This window comes from Nitrospira sp., from assembly GCA_030692565.1.
Taxonomy (GTDB): domain Bacteria; phylum Nitrospirota; class Nitrospiria; order Nitrospirales; family Nitrospiraceae; genus Nitrospira_D.
The window spans coordinates 103,656-119,622 of record JAUYAO010000001.1; the positions used below are offsets into that span (position 1 = coordinate 103,656).

Below are 15,967 nucleotides of genomic sequence, written 5' to 3' on the forward strand. Positions count from 1 at the left end.
GCATCCGCCCCCACTCTCGGCGCAACGCTCCTTTCCATCTGTTTCACCTACACTATATATTCTGACTTGCTTCTCTCCGGGAATCTCGCTAGTGATAGTCGCTCTGCTTCCTATTCGCTGGAGGGACCATGGCACGACGTTTCATCCTCTATTCATCCCTCATCCTTAGCCTCACCGGCTGCGATCTGCATGCTCCGGCGTTGCAGCAAGACCGGCTGACGTCCCTGGGATCCGCCCAAACCCATGCAACGGCGACACGTGTGAACGGGGAAATCAGGCGGCGCGCCGTGACGATCGACGGCGTCTCGCTCAGCATTCTGGAAGCCGGCACCGGCGATCCGATCATCTTCGTTCACGGCGTCGTCACCACGAGCAATATTTTCCCGAAATATCTGAACGCCTACTCGCCGGACTTTCGAGGCATTGCCGTCGACCTCCGCGGATACGGCGAATCGCAAAAACCGGAGAGCGGTTTTACGATCGCACAGTTTTCCAAAGACCTGATTGCACTCGCGGACAAGCTGGGGATCGAGCGGCCGATCTGGGTCGGCGTCTCCATGGGTGGGATGATTTTGCAGCAGCTGGCTCTGGATTATCCTGAGCGCGTGCGGGCGCTCGTACTCGTCTCGACGACCGACGGGGCGATGGTGCTCGATAAGGACCTACCGACCATCGGCAACCCGCGCGACTTTCGCGACGTATCCAAGAACATTATCGTGGAGAGCTTCCCCCAGGGAACGCCCGCCACGCTCTATCAGCCCTTGTTGGACCGCATTCCGAGCTGGAACGGCACAGTACTCCGCGAAGCCCTCACAAGCATGGCTCAGGCCAACGTGCACGGAAGGATCAGCGCGATCACCGCGCCGACGCTCGTGGCGGTCGGAGCCAAAGATGATGTCGCGACTCCGGCCATCGCGCGCGGCATTCAGGCACAGATCGCCGGCGCGCAACTGGTGGAGTTCAACACCGGCCATTTCATGATGGCGGAAGATCCGGAACAGTTTCGGAAAGTGCTAGGAGAATTCCTGCAGAGTCTGAGGAAGTAACGAACAACCGCCGCGCTATTCAGTGGCGCGGCGTGAAGTTCTCGGAGATTCCGGCCGCCGTGGTTTGCTGCCAGCGGCCGCTCCACTGCCCTGAATCGCCTGCACCTCGCCAGCGGTCAAATCACGCCAGACACCGGGCGCAAGATTCCCCAACGAGATAGGGCCAATCGCCACCCGAACCAACCGCAGCGCCGGGTGCCCGACCGCCGCGGTCATGCGACGCACCTGCCGATTCATCCCTTCGCGAATGGTCATCTCGATCCAACAGGTCGGCACGGTTTTCCTGAACCGAATGGGCACCGACCGATCCGGCAATGCCGGCGGCTCGTCCAGCAAGCGAACCTCCGCCGGCCTCGTCTTGGTTCCGCTCAGCACCACACCCTGGCGCAATTGCTGGAGCGCCTGCTCATCGGGCATCCGTTCAACTTGCACCAGATAGACCTTCGGAAGCTTGTGTTGCGGATCGGTGATGCGGTGAGAGAGCGTTCCGTCGGATGTCAGGAGCATCAACCCTTCACTGTCCATATCCAGCCGCCCGGCCGCATAGACACCAGGCAACTCGACATAGTCGGCGAGCGTCGGCCGCCCGCCAGGATCGGTAAAACACGGCAGAACGCCGTAGGGCTTATGAAACGCGATGGTGTGAACGCGCGCTGGACTCGACGTGGCCTGTGTCATGCGGGACGTGGCTTTCACCGGCCGGCCGCCGCGGTCTCAGCCACATGCAGCTTGAGAAGACGCCGGCTCTGGGTACGGCACCGCCGACAGGGCCACGAAATGAATCGATCTCGATCAGTCGAATGCTCCGCCTGCCTCTGAAGGACGCGATCAGTAGCCACGGCCGAATCCTCCGCCGATTCGCCCGCCGCTTCCCACGCCCATGCCACCGAAGACCCCGAGAGAAAACCCTGATCGCGGCTCCGAACCATACCCGGGCGGCCACGCATAGAGATGCTTCACGCCAAAGGTCGGATACCGATACTCCACCTCATCGAGGCGATCCATGCGGGCTCCGGTCACTTCGCCAACCAGAGTGATCGCCGTCCCCTCCCGGATCGTCGCCGGGTCGAGCAATTCTTGAGTGAGCGCCAGGAATCGGCCTTGCGAGTCTGTCCTCACAACCGTCGGTTCATAGTCGGCGTTCAATGGAAGCTGCAATACTTCGATCAGCATGCCGGCAGCGATCCGCTTTGCCTTCAGTACCTCACCGCCGACCACAATCCGTTTCCCGACCAAGGACTCCGGCGCCGCAAGAATCTGCGCGAAGGTGACATCCTTGTCGAGCTGGGCCTCAAGCGCCGCCGGCACGACAACGTGCGACGCGCAGCCGGGCAGCATCAACGCGCTCCACCACAGCGCGGCGATCATCCTGATCCAATTGATCATCATGCCGCCACTATACCTGACCCTGCGCACCACCCTCAATTCTCATCCCCCGTGTAGAAGCGTAGGTATTCCCCTGCAAATCCCAGAGCGCTTCCATACAGTCTTTCCGTCACGCCTCGAGAGCTATGAAATCGCTCGACGACGAGAATGCCTGTCGACAGCGCGACTTAGAAGATGTGGCCATCTCCGAATGGTGGATATCACCCATCAGTTTCTTCCGGCATCAGGCTTGCTCTATTACCCGGCATGAGAGCTTCGCCACTCTCATCGGATTCATTCAGTGTTCGCAGCGGCCACAGCATCGCGGATGACCGTGGCCTATTTTCATTCACTCTCTACGTGAGGAGGTTCCCATGACTCGCTTAGCCAGCTTCATCGCACTCGCAGCATTCTTGACCTTCGGTCTCGGCACGGCCGTCTCCTTCGCAAGTGAACCGGCACCGGTCGAACAGAAGGACAAGAAGGATATGAGCGGCTCCAAAGCCGATGACGAGAGCAAGAAAAAGGATGAAAAGAAGGAGATGGGCAAGTAAGCCTGCCTTCCGGGGCGCAACAGCCGTTGTGCCCCCATTCCTCGACCCGATATATTCCATACCGGTATCTATCGAATCTGTAGGCCTCTTCCTACAGGACCGTGGCATCTCACGACAGTCTCCCCCATTTCCCCGCTCCCTTCTCCAATCATTCCCTTGAATAACCAGAACTTTCTCGTCCGTCCCTACGGAAACATTCAGGCATCGACTTTGCTCCTTCTCGCTGTGTTCCGCGTGTCATCCTTTATAGGGAGGAATCTATGCATCCACGTAGTCCGTTCCAGACCTCATCGCTCCGAACCGCCTCGTTGATCGCCTTGTGCGCCATCGCCCCGATCGGATGCGTCACGAATGAAACGCACACCAAAGCGCTCACCGAACTGGATGCCACGAAGAAAACATCCGCTCAACGGGCCGCCGAACTTGAGGCGTTGAAGAAACAATCTCAGGCCCAATCGGATCAACTCAAACAGCAACTCGCCAGCCTGCAGCAGAATCTGGATCAGGAATCGGCGCAACGAAAAACCGCCGAGGAGGCCGCGGCCGCACTGGCCAAAGAACGGGCAGCCCTGGAGGCCCGCTCGGGAGAATTGCAGTCCAAGCTGGACGGCCTGGAAAAAGACAAGGGCCAACTCGGCACCGAGCTGAGCGCGGTGCGCGGCCAGATCGACCAACTCCAACAGAAGCTGGCCGACGAGGCGGCCCAGGTCAGCGCGCTGGAAAAAGACAAACAACAATTGGCCAGTGGGACCGCTTCCGCCCAGAGCGAGATCGCCAAGCTGCAGAAGCGCGCCGCCGACCTTGAAGCAGAAGCCGCCCGCGTCGCCAAGGAACGCGAGCAACTCCGCCAGGAACAAACCCAGCTCACGGCGAGCCTGGAGCAGGAACGAACGCGACTGAAGGCCGAGGAAGCCGAGAAGGCCCGGCTTGAACAGGAACGCGCCGCCAAAGAAGCGGAGATCGCGCGGCTGACTCGCACGCAGGAGGAACTGTCCAAATCACTCCAGGACGAAATTTCGAAAGGCAACATCACGATCCAGCAGGTTCGCGATCAGTTGACGATCAACATGGTCGACCGGGTGCTCTTCGACTCGGGGCAGGCGCAGGTTAAGCCGGCCGGAGTCAAAGTCTTGAAGCAGGTCGGCGATGTCTTGAACAAGATTACCGATAAACAAATCCGCATCGAAGGTCATACGGACAACGTGCCGATCAGCACGAAGCTACAGGATAAATTCAAAACGAATTGGGAGCTCTCCACCGCCCGCGCCACCAATGTCGTGCGGTACTTGATCGATCAAGGTGGAGTGGGCCGGCAGCATATGTCCGCCGTCGGCTATGCCGAGACGCGCCCGATTGCTCCCAACGAGACCGAGCAGGGCCGAAGCGCCAATCGACGGATCGAAATCGTCCTCCATCCGAAAGACCTCTCCAAAATCACCGGCCAGCTGGGCTCCACCGGTCCGGACGGGAAATAAGCCCGCCCGTTCGCACCGCGGCGGCCACCACACCTCCTGTGGTGGCCGCCTCTCTTCGCCTTGTGAGTCTGAAGACTTCCCCCCGGTCATCACTTCGGTTATGATGCCGGCGTGCCGCAGCAATCCACAGCGCTTCGTAAGCACTTTTATGGATCTCTCAGTATGAGGACCTTATGTTTCGATTAATCGGTCTCGCCACAATACTCTCCCTCGCCTTCGGACTGACGGCCTGCGATACCGCCTACATAGCCACGATGGAGAAGATGGGCTATGCCAAACGCGATATTCTGAGCAGCCGGGTCAAGTCTGCGCGCAATGCGCAGGAGGACGCCAAGAAAGAAATCCAGAGCGCCCTGGAACAATTCGGAAAAGTCGTCGGCTATCAAGGTGGCGATCTGGAAACCACCTACAAGAAACTGAACAGCGAGTTGGAAAGCAGCGAAGACAGCGCCGAGGCCGTGCGGAAACGGATCAAGGATGTCGAGAGCGTGGCGGATTCGCTGTTCGCCGAATGGAAGACCGAACTCGGCCAATATTCCAGCGCCGATCTCCGGCGCAAGAGTGAAGAGAGGCTGACTCAGACCAAAGCCCGGTACAACGAGATGCTCGGAGCCATGAAAAAGGCCGAACAGCGCATCGACCCGGTGTTGAAACCGCTTCGCGATCAAGTCCTCTACCTGAAACACAACCTGAATGCACGCGCCCTGGCCGCTATCAAAGGCGAACTCGTCAAGGTCGACGCCCAGGTCGATCAACTGGTCAAGGACATGAACAAGTCCATCGCCGAAGCGGACAAATTCATTCAATCGATGGAAAAAGAACCGGCCTAACTCGATAGGCCTGAGAGTTCGACCGGAGGATCGCCATGCGGTGGGAAGGACAACGGGAAAGCAGCAATATCGAAGACCGCCGTGGCATGAGCCCGGCCCGGGTCGGCAGTGTCGGCGGACTGGGAATCGGCGGCATCGTGTTGGTGCTCGCCGTCAGCTACTTTACCGGCACCAATCCCCTGACGCTCATCAATATGCTGAGCGGAGTCCAGAGCATGACGGAGTCCTCGGGGCCGGCCGAAACCGGGCCGACCGGCCCTCCCAGCGACCAACTCGGCAAGTTTGCTTCAGTAGTCCTCGCGGATACGGAAACTACCTGGAAGCAATTGCTGGGCGCTGACTATAAAGAACCCCGACTCGTCCTCTTCAGCGGTAGCGTCCGGTCCGCCTGCGGGACGACTTCATCGGCCGTCGGTCCGTTTTATTGTCCGGGGGATCACAAGGTGTATCTCGATCTGACGTTCTTCAACGAGATGGCTCAACGCCTCGGCGCCCCCGGAGATTTTGCGCAGGCCTATGTCATCGCGCATGAGGTGGGACACCACGTGCAGAATCTGACGGGTGTGACTGAGAAAATCACTCGTCTTCAGCGTCAGGCATCGGAGAAAGACGCGAATGCCTTGTCCGTCCGCATGGAGCTCCAAGCCGACTGCTTCGCCGGCGTGTGGGGCCACCATGCCAACCGCAAGCGCAATCTGATCGAGCCGGGCGATTTCGAAGAAGGACTCAAAGCCGCCGCCGCCATCGGCGACGATCGCCTGCAGAAAATGGGTCAGGGATACGTCCAACCGGAAAGCTGGACCCACGGTTCATCCGACCAACGGATGACCTGGCTCAGGCGGGGCCTGGAAAGCGGCGATCCCAACGTGTGCAACACCTTTGAAGGACCACGCTCATGAGCCAAGACGAACAGGAGTCCAAGAACCATCTGGCAACCGGCGCCCTTGAGACACTCTTCGCCGATCCGCCATGGCATTCGAAGCCTTTCCTCAGCGCAGGAGCTACGACTATCGCCGGAGTCGGGGCCTGGATGAATGACATGATGTCGCCGGCCCTCGCCCGCGGAGGGGCCAGCTTTATGGGAGGCTTCTTGATCGGCTGGGCGATTCGCCGGACGGTCAAACTTGCCGCCATTGTCGCAGGAATCCTACTGACTCTGCTGGCCGCCGTGAAAATGACCGGGGTCGTCGACCTCGACTGGACCGCGATCGAAGAAAATATTTCGCACAGCCTCGCCTGGGCTCAGGGCAAAGCGGAGGGCTTCAAGGAAGTCCTCACGGGCTATCTCCCCTCGGCGGGAGCAGGCGGCGCCGGAACATTTTTGGGATTTCGGAAGAAGTAGGACGCGCTCGGAAACCTTCGAGTGAACAGACCGCCTAGTCATTCAACTTTTCCTTGATCTTCGTGCCCGCTTTTTCGAACCCTTCGGCGGTCTTCGTCGCAGCCTTCTTGAGTTTCTCACCGACCTTGTCCACGACGTGCTTCTCTTCGACCTTCTTCACCACCGCTTTGGTCTTACTTTCAATCTTTTCGCCTATATGTTTCGCCGTGGCTTCAACCCGCTGCATCATCCCCTGCGGCTCTTCGGCGAAAACAGGACAGGCTGCGAGCACCACCACCGTCGACAGCGCACAGAGCACCCGCATCCAAACTATTCTTGTAGGCATACCGCACTCCTTTTATAAAGACAGCATAGCATGCGAATCACCTCTTGTCCCTGTACCCCCCCCCCTTTCCTCTTAGCCTACGCTCTGGATTATACTAGAATGGTCTATCGGCTCTGACATGAAAGGATCTTGCATGCGACGCACTGCTCTCACTCGTTCAATTTTCCGTGGCTCTGCCCTCTTCATGCTTGCACTCCCGATACTTATGCCGACAGCACCCGCGCATGCAGAACTATCCCCTGCGGCGCTCGACCGCGCCAAGCTCGCGACCGTCGGCGTGCTCGAAGATACGCAAGATCAGCGGACGCCGGATAAACCGGGAAAGATTCTGGTTCGCGGCACCGGCTTTCACCTGCGCGACGGCTACATCGTGACCGCCCGTCATGCCGCAGAGAAGCACGATGTCACCACCGGCACCATCATTGAGAAGCAGATCCATATCCTGACGACGGATCTGCACGAACTCACCGCGGACCTGGTCGGCGACAGCGCCTTCATGGATGTCGTCGTCTATCGCGTGGCGGAAGCCCACCGGGCCAAGCTTCGCGCCACCGCCTCCTTTGCCGCCGGCGACGTGCAGCCCGGCCAAGATGTCTTCACCGTCGGCTATCCGATGGGCTGGGGACCCACGATGTCCTTCGGGCATTTGGGCAATACGAATACATTCCTCCAAACGGTGGACACCAGACTGATCCAGGCCGACGTCGCGGCTTGCAGCGGCAACTCCGGCGGTGGACTCTTTAACGACAAGGGGGACGTGGTCGGCATTATGCACGCCATCATCCAAACCGAACGGGACGACTCCACCGCCCACTGCAGCCGCATGGCCTTTGCGATTCCGGCGTTGCTGGCTGAACGGATCGTGAAGTCGGCCATCGACGGAAAGCCGATGACCTTCTCGAAGATGGGCATTCACATGATGGCCGTGAAGGACGGCACGAAATGGCGCATGGCGGTGAAGGAAGTGAATGAGCCGTCCAAGTCAGCCGGCATTCAGAAGCACGACATCATCATTGCGGTGGATGGAACCGAGATCAACGACGCGGCGCATTTGAAGAATTATCTGATCGAGCGAACCACCCCGGGCCAGCAAGTGCGTGTCAAAGTCCGCCGCATTGATGCGGATCTGACGTTTACGGTGACGTTAGGAGGCGGATAGCAGACGTCTCGATTGAAAATCGATGGCCACATTAGTTCTTCGTCACCGACCGCACATCTAGAACGCCGGAAAAGTGTGCGTCGATCGTCACACGGTCACCGTTTCTGAGCAAGACTGTTCCCATATCGCAGAGCGTCGCATACGTGGCATTGATAGTACCGGTGTCGTCTGCGACCGCAAATTCCTGAATACACTTCTCCAGCTTACTGCGGGCACCGATAAACTGTTGCATGCGATAGCGACTGACGGTGCCCTCGACCCGCACCAATTTCATATTGTACGACTGAGGATACGCGAGCAAGGAATTGACCTTCACCGGTTCCGCCGCCCACGCCATGGAAGCAAACACACTGCACAGGAACGCCAGCGTTCCCGCAAAGCCGACCAGCCGTTTTGTCGTCTCAATCTGATGACGCATCACTCCCCCTCTTCGTGTGTGTCAGTGGACCGCCTGACGCAGCGATTGGCCGGTCGCAGCGGTGTACGCCTCAGCCAGCGTATGGACCTCGATGACATGAATAGCCTTCTCCGCTCCGGTAAAATTGAGATGGCTGTTGTCCAATCCGTCCGGCACGATCATCGTGGTCTTTTTGAGATCCCGGCAGGCGTTCATCTTATCCACCAGTCGGCCAACCGGCTTGATCTCCAGCGTCGGCTCAATCGTTCCTGACATGCACACATCGGGGCGAATCGGATCACCGAGAAGAGCCGCAGCAATGCCGACAGCCATAATTCCACCGGCGCTCGGACCATCCATCTTCGTCGGGATCAGCAGGCGAACGGTCAAGTATCGAGGGTCGTATCCCACAGCCCTCGCTGCAGCAATCACAGCCGTATGCAATGACCCAACCGATACCGGCTTCAGATTCTCATTGGGCAGAATCTCCGGCCCCCTGCCGTCCTCCCTGTAGCCGACCGTAATCCGCGCAACGAGTCCATTCCACGAGCCGGTAATCGATCCCACCGTGCCCTCTGATGAAATGCCGAGAACCGGCACGGTCAGAGATACATCAGGAAATGGAGCCGGCTTATTCAAGTTCTGGGCAGGCATGTGCACAGCGGTCGATTTCGACTCAGGTACAGAACTCGCTTTGAGCGGTGGGAAGATAGGCGCCGGAACAACTTCCAAAGACGAATAGGTCTTGGGCTCCCCCAGCTTCCAACAGCCCCGCCCACTATGGTCCGTGTACAGATCTGATTGTCCAGGCTGTGGACAGACCCAGGTCTCCGCCCAGGCTGCCGGGACGAAGATTTCCCCGGAGTGGAAACACCAGAGACCGAATAGCCAGGACAACATGTGCAGATGTCGATGCTCAGATAAGCGTGCCAACATATGGAGCTCGTTATGGGACTCGCGATTCGTCCATCGGAAGAAAGAGACCTCAACCTCGTCTATTCCTCAGACCCTCGCCATAAGGAACACTTATCTGTGAAACGTACCCCTCAAGACAGACTTCGTCAAAAGAAAGAGCGGTTCGGACACTGGCAGAAGATTCGCAACTAGAATGAAGGGCAGAAACGATGGGGGCAGATCATACGAGATGCGTCGAACCACGTTACCCAGGCAGGGCTTGATACCAACCGTTGGCCCGGACAAGCGTCACGGGCTGGTCAAAAAGCCGGCTGAGGTTTATGTCTGTGAGCAGATTGGCTTTGCTCCCATCAGCGACAATCTGCCCCTCTTTGAGCAAGACGACCCGCTCAATCTCCGGCGGGATCTCGTGCAGATGATGCGTGACGAGGAGCACGGTCTTCCCTTTGCGGATCTGCGCACGCAAGAGATCCAGGTATTGGAAGCAGGCCTTCAGATCGAGTCCGCTCGTCGGTTCATCTAAAACCAGCACAGAAGGATCATGCACCAGCGCGCGGCCGAGGAGAAAGCGGCGTTGCTCGCCGGTTGAGAGATGGCCGAATCGACGGCCGGCCAATGACTCAATACCTAACTCCTTCATTACCTCGCGCGCCCGCACGACCTGCGCCTCGCTGAACTCCTGATACTCATACGTGTCGTTGCTTGCGTAGTACCAGGACAGAATGACATTCAGCCCCTCTGCACAGATCAGATAGTCCCGATGGAGATCGTGCGACACAATTCCGAGTCGCTTGCGCACCTCCCAGACATTCCCGCCTTCCTCGCCGAAGAGACTGATTCTGGTCTCATCCAACGGCAACGGATGGACGCCGCCCGCTAAGAGTTTGAGCAACGTCGATTTGCCGGCCCCATTGGGACCGACAATCGCTGCATGCTCTCCTTCTTGTAGAGCGAGGGAGAAGTCGGAGAAGACACAGGTCTCCCCCCGATAGACGGTCGCGTGTTGAATATCGAGGATTGGACGAGAGTGCGCTATAGCGCCCCTCTCTTTGACAGGAGTGGCGACCGGTGCAGCAGCGGCAACTGGACCGCCGACTTTCTTACCAGCGCTGCGCGACTGTTCAAGCCCTGCACGAGCCAGGGCATCTACGCGTTCATTCTCCGGATGCCCGTTATGCCCCCGCACCCAGTGCCATTCAAGCTTGTGGCCGGAAGCCAGCGCATCGAGACGACGCCACAAATCCTCATTCTTCACCGGCTCTTTACCGGCCGTTTTCCAGCCGCGCCGCTTCCAGCTATGGATCCATTCGCTGATGCCCTTCTGGACATACTGTGAATCGGTATAGACGCGCGCTTCCACCGGCTGGGCGAGCGCCTGCAAGGCTTCAATGACGGCAAGCAGTTCCATGCGGTTGTTCGTCGTCGCCGGCTCCCCGCCGCAGAGTTCCGTTTCAGCACCGCCGATACGCAGCAAGGCACCCCAACCGCCAGGACCGGGATTCCCACTACAGGCACCATCCGTATAGATCTCGATCATCCGCCCGCTCTCCCTCGCTAAGACCAGCCATTCATCCCACATTCGGCACTAAATCCACGATGCGTTGTACAGTACTCCACTAAGCGATACCGCAGTTACCAGTATAGCTGTCCACCGAATCCAAACCTTCCACTTCTCGAATTCTCTGGGGTAGTCATCGATGGGGTAGCCCCATGCCCGACGTCGCTCAACTGCATCTCGTGCCTCTTCATCCACTCGAGTCAATAGCCAAATACCGATCCCCGCAAGCACGAGCCAACAGATCATATCTGCCATGGGGTGCAATGGTCCCATACTCAAGTTATCCATGAATTGAGAGCTCCCATCGAGGCACGAAAGCGCTGATTGAGATAGTGGATTTTGTTCTTACGTTGCGATTACGCTTCGGCAGGATCCTGATCGATCTTCGCAGTCGATTTCTTGCCCACGGAAGAAGCAGCCTTCTTTGCCGAACCTGAAATCTTCGGAGTCGCGGTCTTCACGTCGGCGTTCTGCGCGCGATGCAGGAGGGCATGATCCATAAGGACGAGGGCCAGCATGGCTTCGGCGATCGGCGTGGCTCTGATGCCCACGCAGGGGTCATGGCGGCCATTCGTTTCGACGGTGACCGGCTGGCCTTGCTTGTCGATCGACCGGCGCGGGATACGGATGCTGGAGGTCGGCTTGATGCCAATCGTAACAACGATATCCTGCCCCGTTGAGATGCCGCCGAGAACGCCCCCGGCATGGTTGGTCACAAAGCCTTCGGGCGTCAGTTCGTCGCCATGTTCGGAGCCGCGCTGAGCGACCGAGGCGAAGCCTGCACCGATTTCGACCGCCTTCACGGCGTTGATGCTCATCATCGCGCCGGCCAGGTCGGAATCCAGCTTCGCATACACCGGGGCTCCCCACCCGACCGGCACATGCTCGGCCACCGTGGTGATCTTCGCGCCGACGGAATCGCCGGATTTCCGCAAATCATCCATAAACGCTTCGAGTTTCGCAACGAGATCGGCATTGGCCGCAAAGAACGGATTGGCTCTGACCTCATCCCAACTCTGGAACGGCACGTCGATCGGTCCCAACTGGCTGAGATAGCCTCGAATCACGACCCCGTGATTTTCATGCAGCCACTTCTTCGCAATGGCCGCCGCCGCGACACGCACCGCCGTTTCACGAGCCGAAGAGCGTCCCCCGCCGCGATGATCGCGGATGCCGTACTTCTGCCAATAGGTGTAGTCGGCGTGGCCCGGACGGAACGTATCGATGAGGTTGCCGTAATCCCGGCTGCGCTGGTCTTCGTTACGGATGAGGAGGGCAATCGGAGTCCCGGTCGTCTTCCTCTCAAAGACACCGGAAAGAATTTCGACGCGGTCCGATTCCTGCCGTTGCGTGACGTGGCGGGACGTGCCAGGCTTGCGCCGGTCCAAATCGCCCTGAATGTCTTCGACCGAGAGCGCCATCCCCGGCGGGCACCCGTCCACGACACAGCCGATCGCCGGCCCGTGGCTCTCGCCAAAGGAGGTGACGGTGAAGATGTGTCCGATACTGTTGCCGGCCATGAACACTCAGTCTCCCGCTTGAAGACGCCGCAGCACGGCGTCCCAAATCTCTCGAAGCCCTAACCGATCCGCCCACTCTCCGATATAGGGCTCATCGATCATACCGGCACTGACTCTCAGGATCCCCCCGATATCGCGAAGATGCTTCTCGGACCCTCCTTCGCGATAATATTCCATTTTCTTGAGAATCACATCCTCGGGAGAGGCAAACGACGCGCCTCGAACATCGGTGTAATGAATCAGCCGTGCGCGTTTGAAGCGGCTCTCCTCAAACGGTGTTCCCTTCTGAATCATGACATCAATTTTCAATCCGGAAGCGGGATGGATAATATTGAACTGCCCCTTACGAACCAGCGCATCTCGAATTGCCTCGTCGCTGAGATAGAACTCCTCCGGCGAGAACTGCGCCAGCAGGCCCCGCACATGGGTCTCCTTCAGATCAACCACCACATCGATATCGTTCGTCAGGCGGGGCTCGCCATATGCCATCGACGCGACCGACCCGGTAATGAGATACGGGATCTGCAATCGTTCGAGCGCGGTCACTAACCGTTCAAGCAGTTCCTGCAGCTCCATGCGATAATCTCCGCACCACCTCTCGGTGGACGTGCGGCGCACTCCAATTCGGATGCTCGGAGGAAAGATGGGCGGTCAACATTCGCTTTGCGGAATCCCACATTGCAAAGCCAATGCTGATGCGCTGAGCCGGAGACTTGCGCCGCAAGACATCTGCCATTATGGCATCCATGACTTCTATCTGTCCGTTATCCAGCCTCATGCCAACACTCACTCGACCAAATCCAACTTGATCCTGAGTTCTTTCAACTGTTCCGCACTCACGGCAGAGGGCGCATCGGTCAACGGACATTGCGCGCGCTGCGTCTTGGGGAACGCAATGACGTCGCGGATGGAATCCGCCCCGCCGAGCAGCATGATCAACCGGTCGAGACCAAAGGCGATGCCGCCGTGCGGAGGTGCGCCATACTCCAATGCCTCCAATAAAAAGCCGAACTTCGCCTGCGCCTGTTCTTTGTTGATGCCGAGCAAATCCAGGATCTTGAGCTGAATGTCGCTACGATGGTTCCGGATGCTGCCGCCGCCGATCTCGCTCCCGTTCAACACCATATCGTACGCCTTAGCGCGCACTTTCAACGGCTCTGAATCCAGCAGCGCCAGGTCTTCATCCATCGGTGCGGCAAAGGGATTATGCATGAAGATATAGCGTTTCTCTTCCGGCGAATAGTCCAAGAGCGGGAACTCGGTTACCCAGAGCGGCTTCCAGGCGTTCTTGTCGATCAGGTTCAACTCTTCACCCAGCTGGAGCCGGATACGGCCCAGCACATCGTGCACGACCGCCGGCTTGTCGGCGCCGAAGAGCACGAGATCGCCGGGCTTCGCCTCGGGCAAGGCCGCGGCAAAGGCTTTGGCGTCGAGGAACTTCGCTATGACGGATTCCAACTGCCCTTCGGGCGTGATCTTCAGCCAGGCCAGGCCTTTGGCCCCGAAACTCTTGGCCGTTTCGCCCAAGGCATCGATGCGGCTCCGCGGCGTCGCGGCGCCACCCTTCACGATCAAGGCCTTGACCAGTCCGCCCTTTGTCGCGGCATCCTTGAACACCTTGAACTCGCTGGCCGCCGCAAAGGCCGTCACGTCGTACAACGGCATCTCGAAGCGCAGATCCGGCTTATCCGATCCATAGCGCCCCATCGCTTCGGCATAGGTCATCCGCGGAAACGGCGTCGGCAATTGCACGCCGCCGGCATCACGAAATACAGTGACGATCATCGTTTCCATCAAGCTCATCACGTCGAGCCGATCGACAAACGACATCTCCAGGTCGATCTGAGTAAACTCGGGTTGGCGATCGTTGCGCAGATCTTCATCCCGGAAGCAGCGGGCAATCTGATAATAGCGGTCCATGCCGCTGACCATGAGCACCTGCTTGAAGAGCTGCGGCGACTGGGGCAGCGCAAAAAATGTCCCGGGATTCACCCGGCTCGGCACCAGATAGTCTCGCGCCCCTTCGGGCGTGCTCTTCGTGAGAATCGGCGTTTCTATTTCGAGAAACCCTTCCTTATTGAGGAACCCGCGCACTGCCTGCGCAATATCGTGCCGGGTTTTCATCAGCTTCTGCATGCGGGGACGCCGCAAATCCAAAAACCGGTACTTCAGGCGGATCGCCTCCGTTACTTCGGCATCATCTTCGATGACGAACGGCGGCGTCTTCGATTCGTTCAACACCTCGACCGCATCCACAAAGACTTCGATCTCGCCCGTCGAAAGATTCGCGTTCTTGGACTCATCCGGACGCGCCATTACCTGGCCGGTGATGGAGACCACGCATTCGCTCCGCAGGGTATGGCCGCCTTGATGGACTGCCGCGTTGCGCTCCGCATTGAAGACGACTTGCGTAAGACCGGTCCGGTCGCGCAGGTCGATAAAGATCACCGTGCCGTGGTCGCGCCGCCGCTGCACCCAGCCGTTCAAAACCACCGTCTGGCCCACATGAGTCTTATTCAATTCACCGCAGCGATGCGTTCTCACCTTCATGCCACGTGTCTCGCTTTCTTCGTCGAGTGCCGTTTGGTCTTCGAGGGTTTCGCCCAGCCCGGGCGCCGCGGAGGCTTGGGCGGTCGGACACCGGGATCCTTGCCTTCTTTTTCCAATGTCCGTCGCTGCTCGACGATGTCGCGCAACGCATTCGCTTCGCGATCCGTCAGGAACCGGAATTCGCCGGACCCCAGATCGCCCAGCGTGAGCGGGCCCATCTTGACGCGGGTCAATTTGATCACCGGATGGCCGACGGCTTCCAGCATCCGCTTCACCTGATGCTTGCGGCCTTCATGAATCGTAATTTCCACCCAGGAATTGGCTTCGGCCTTACGCACCTTTTTCACCGTGGCCGGACTGGTCATGCCGTCTTCGAGCTTGATCCCCTTCTCAAGTTGGGCGATCTCTGCATCCGTCAGGACGCTCTTCACCTTGATGAGATAGGTTTTCGGGACATGATAGCGCGGGTGCAGCAGGGCCTGCGTCAAATCGCCGTTGTTCGTCAGCAGCATCAAGCCTTCGCTGTCGAAGTCCAGCCGGCCCACCGGAAACACCCGCACCGACACGCCATGCAGAAAATTCTTCACCGTCGGCCGTCCGCCCGGATCGTCCAGCGTGGACATGACGTTCTTGGGCTTATTCAGGATGAGATAGACGAAGGGCTGTGCGTTTTCGAGATGCTTGCCGTCCACCTTCACATGATCGCGCTCGGGATCGACCTTGGTGCCGAGTTCCGTGACCACCTTGCCGTTGACGGTGACGCGACCGCTCGCGATCAACATCTCCGCCTTCCGGCGCGAAGCCAGCCCGGTCGTTGCGATTATTTTCTGCAGTCGAGTTTCCATCAATCTCTTTTCTTCACTGCTTTCTCAGCAGGAGCGGTTCTATTGGCTCTTATTGCGCGCATCCGGCGAGCACAGCCCGCCATCTA

Annotated in this window: 17 protein-coding genes; 7 read left to right on the forward strand and 10 right to left on the reverse strand. The window is 58.7% G+C overall.

All coding sequences use genetic code 11. The features are described from left to right. The first annotated feature begins 128 nt into the window (after nucleotides 1–128). Nucleotides 129–1,046, forward strand: a complete 918-nt coding sequence (locus Q8N04_00500) for an alpha/beta hydrolase (GenBank protein MDP3089130.1) — start codon at nucleotides 129–131, stop codon at nucleotides 1,044–1,046. Nucleotides 1,047–1,061: 15 nt separating this feature from the next. Here the strand turns inward: Q8N04_00500 and Q8N04_00505 are convergent, their stop codons facing one another. Next, entirely contained in the window at nucleotides 1,062–1,742 is a 681-nt protein-coding gene (locus tag Q8N04_00505; GenBank protein ID MDP3089131.1) for a pseudouridine synthase, read from the reverse strand. A 132-nt stretch (nucleotides 1,743–1,874) separates the two neighbouring features. Beyond that, nucleotides 1,875–2,435, reverse strand: a complete 561-nt coding sequence (locus Q8N04_00510; protein ID MDP3089132.1) for a Slp family lipoprotein — start codon at nucleotides 2,433–2,435, stop codon at nucleotides 1,875–1,877. Nucleotides 2,436–2,785: 350 nt separating this feature from the next. Between Q8N04_00510 and Q8N04_00515 the strand changes: the two genes are divergently transcribed. The 5 genes from Q8N04_00515 to Q8N04_00535 all read left to right on the forward strand — a co-directional run bounded on the left by Q8N04_00515 (nucleotide 2,786) and on the right by Q8N04_00535 (nucleotide 6,612). Next, nucleotides 2,786–2,965, forward strand: a complete 180-nt coding sequence (locus Q8N04_00515; protein ID MDP3089133.1) for a hypothetical protein — start codon at nucleotides 2,786–2,788, stop codon at nucleotides 2,963–2,965. 260 nt (nucleotides 2,966–3,225) lie between these two features. Further along, entirely contained in the window at nucleotides 3,226–4,440 is a 1,215-nt protein-coding gene (locus tag Q8N04_00520; protein ID MDP3089134.1) for an OmpA family protein, read from the forward strand. Between the two features lie 173 nt (nucleotides 4,441–4,613). Beyond that, nucleotides 4,614–5,270 carry a DUF2959 domain-containing protein gene (locus Q8N04_00525; GenBank protein ID MDP3089135.1) on the forward strand — a complete coding sequence of 219 codons (657 nt, stop codon included), beginning with the start codon at nucleotides 4,614–4,616 and terminating at the stop codon, nucleotides 5,268–5,270. Nucleotides 5,271–5,305: 35 nt separating this feature from the next. Beyond that, nucleotides 5,306–6,169, forward strand: a complete 864-nt coding sequence (locus tag Q8N04_00530; GenBank protein ID MDP3089136.1) for a neutral zinc metallopeptidase — start codon at nucleotides 5,306–5,308, stop codon at nucleotides 6,167–6,169. Further along, nucleotides 6,166–6,612 (forward strand): FUN14 domain-containing protein, encoded by a 447-nt coding sequence (locus tag Q8N04_00535; protein ID MDP3089137.1) that lies wholly within the window; start codon nucleotides 6,166–6,168, stop codon nucleotides 6,610–6,612. Before Q8N04_00530 ends, Q8N04_00535 begins: the two co-directional genes overlap by 4 nt. A gap of 34 nt (nucleotides 6,613–6,646) precedes the next feature. Here the strand turns inward: Q8N04_00535 and Q8N04_00540 are convergent, their stop codons facing one another. Continuing rightward, nucleotides 6,647–6,937, reverse strand: coding sequence for a hypothetical protein (locus tag Q8N04_00540; protein ID MDP3089138.1), 291 nt, complete (start codon nucleotides 6,935–6,937; stop codon nucleotides 6,647–6,649). A 205-nt stretch (nucleotides 6,938–7,142) separates the two neighbouring features. On the opposite strand from Q8N04_00540, the gene Q8N04_00545 reads away from it, so the two are divergent. Beyond that, complete coding sequence (locus Q8N04_00545) at nucleotides 7,143–8,096, forward strand: trypsin-like peptidase domain-containing protein (protein ID MDP3089139.1); 954 nt, start codon at nucleotides 7,143–7,145, stop codon at nucleotides 8,094–8,096. Nucleotides 8,097–8,127: 31 nt separating this feature from the next. Here the strand turns inward: Q8N04_00545 and Q8N04_00550 are convergent, their stop codons facing one another. The 7 genes from Q8N04_00550 to Q8N04_00580 all read right to left on the reverse strand — a co-directional run bounded on the left by Q8N04_00550 (nucleotide 8,128) and on the right by Q8N04_00580 (nucleotide 15,881). Continuing rightward, nucleotides 8,128–8,514 carry a hypothetical protein gene (locus tag Q8N04_00550; protein MDP3089140.1) on the reverse strand — a complete coding sequence of 129 codons (387 nt, stop codon included), beginning with the start codon at nucleotides 8,512–8,514 and terminating at the stop codon, nucleotides 8,128–8,130. A 21-nt stretch (nucleotides 8,515–8,535) separates the two neighbouring features. Beyond that, nucleotides 8,536–9,429 carry a S16 family serine protease gene (locus Q8N04_00555; protein MDP3089141.1) on the reverse strand — a complete coding sequence of 298 codons (894 nt, stop codon included), beginning with the start codon at nucleotides 9,427–9,429 and terminating at the stop codon, nucleotides 8,536–8,538. Nucleotides 9,430–9,652: 223 nt separating this feature from the next. Further along, nucleotides 9,653–10,945 carry a ribonuclease HI gene (rnhA, locus tag Q8N04_00560; protein ID MDP3089142.1) on the reverse strand — a complete coding sequence of 431 codons (1,293 nt, stop codon included), beginning with the start codon at nucleotides 10,943–10,945 and terminating at the stop codon, nucleotides 9,653–9,655. A gap of 377 nt (nucleotides 10,946–11,322) precedes the next feature. Continuing rightward, nucleotides 11,323–12,486 (reverse strand): chorismate synthase, encoded by a 1,164-nt coding sequence (gene aroC / locus Q8N04_00565; GenBank protein ID MDP3089143.1) that lies wholly within the window; start codon nucleotides 12,484–12,486, stop codon nucleotides 11,323–11,325. A gap of 6 nt (nucleotides 12,487–12,492) precedes the next feature. Beyond that, on the reverse strand, nucleotides 12,493–13,062 hold the full coding sequence (locus Q8N04_00570) for a hypothetical protein (protein ID MDP3089144.1): 570 nt from the start codon (nucleotides 13,060–13,062) through the stop codon (nucleotides 12,493–12,495). A 210-nt stretch (nucleotides 13,063–13,272) separates the two neighbouring features. Continuing rightward, a complete protein-coding gene (gene aspS / locus Q8N04_00575) occupies nucleotides 13,273–15,036 on the reverse strand; it encodes an aspartate--tRNA ligase (GenBank protein ID MDP3089145.1) in 1,764 nt (587 codons plus the stop codon). Then, nucleotides 15,033–15,881 (reverse strand): pseudouridine synthase, encoded by an 849-nt coding sequence (locus Q8N04_00580; GenBank protein ID MDP3089146.1) that lies wholly within the window; start codon nucleotides 15,879–15,881, stop codon nucleotides 15,033–15,035. The genes aspS and Q8N04_00580 overlap by 4 nt, the downstream gene beginning before the upstream one ends. Nucleotides 15,882–15,967: the final 86 nt, after the last annotated feature.

What these genes read in the sequence shown, in the direction of transcription:
- Q8N04_00515 (MDP3089133.1), top strand. Translation starts at nt 2,786, where the DNA reads ATGACTCGCTTAGCCAGCTTCATCGCACTCGCAGCATTCTTGACCTTC.
- Q8N04_00500 (MDP3089130.1), top strand. Translation starts at nt 129, where the DNA reads ATGGCACGACGTTTCATCCTCTATTCATCCCTCATCCTTAGCCTCACC.
- Q8N04_00570 (MDP3089144.1), bottom strand. Translation starts at nt 13,062, where the DNA reads ATGGAGCTGCAGGAACTGCTTGAACGGTTAGTGACCGCGCTCGAACGA.
- Q8N04_00550 (MDP3089140.1), bottom strand. Translation starts at nt 8,514, where the DNA reads ATGCGTCATCAGATTGAGACGACAAAACGGCTGGTCGGCTTTGCGGGA.
- Q8N04_00530 (MDP3089136.1), top strand. Translation starts at nt 5,306, where the DNA reads ATGCGGTGGGAAGGACAACGGGAAAGCAGCAATATCGAAGACCGCCGT.
- Q8N04_00545 (MDP3089139.1), top strand. Translation starts at nt 7,143, where the DNA reads ATGCCGACAGCACCCGCGCATGCAGAACTATCCCCTGCGGCGCTCGAC.
- aspS (MDP3089145.1), bottom strand. Translation starts at nt 15,036, where the DNA reads ATGAAGGTGAGAACGCATCGCTGCGGTGAATTGAATAAGACTCATGTG.
- Q8N04_00510 (MDP3089132.1), bottom strand. Translation starts at nt 2,435, where the DNA reads ATGATGATCAATTGGATCAGGATGATCGCCGCGCTGTGGTGGAGCGCG.
- Q8N04_00580 (MDP3089146.1), bottom strand. Translation starts at nt 15,881, where the DNA reads ATGGAAACTCGACTGCAGAAAATAATCGCAACGACCGGGCTGGCTTCG.
- Q8N04_00535 (MDP3089137.1), top strand. Translation starts at nt 6,166, where the DNA reads ATGAGCCAAGACGAACAGGAGTCCAAGAACCATCTGGCAACCGGCGCC.
- Q8N04_00540 (MDP3089138.1), bottom strand. Translation starts at nt 6,937, where the DNA reads ATGCCTACAAGAATAGTTTGGATGCGGGTGCTCTGTGCGCTGTCGACG.
- aroC (MDP3089143.1), bottom strand. Translation starts at nt 12,486, where the DNA reads ATGGCCGGCAACAGTATCGGACACATCTTCACCGTCACCTCCTTTGGC.
- rnhA (MDP3089142.1), bottom strand. Translation starts at nt 10,945, where the DNA reads ATGATCGAGATCTATACGGATGGTGCCTGTAGTGGGAATCCCGGTCCT.
- Q8N04_00555 (MDP3089141.1), bottom strand. Translation starts at nt 9,429, where the DNA reads ATGTTGGCACGCTTATCTGAGCATCGACATCTGCACATGTTGTCCTGG.
- Q8N04_00520 (MDP3089134.1), top strand. Translation starts at nt 3,226, where the DNA reads ATGCATCCACGTAGTCCGTTCCAGACCTCATCGCTCCGAACCGCCTCG.
- Q8N04_00525 (MDP3089135.1), top strand. Translation starts at nt 4,614, where the DNA reads ATGTTTCGATTAATCGGTCTCGCCACAATACTCTCCCTCGCCTTCGGA.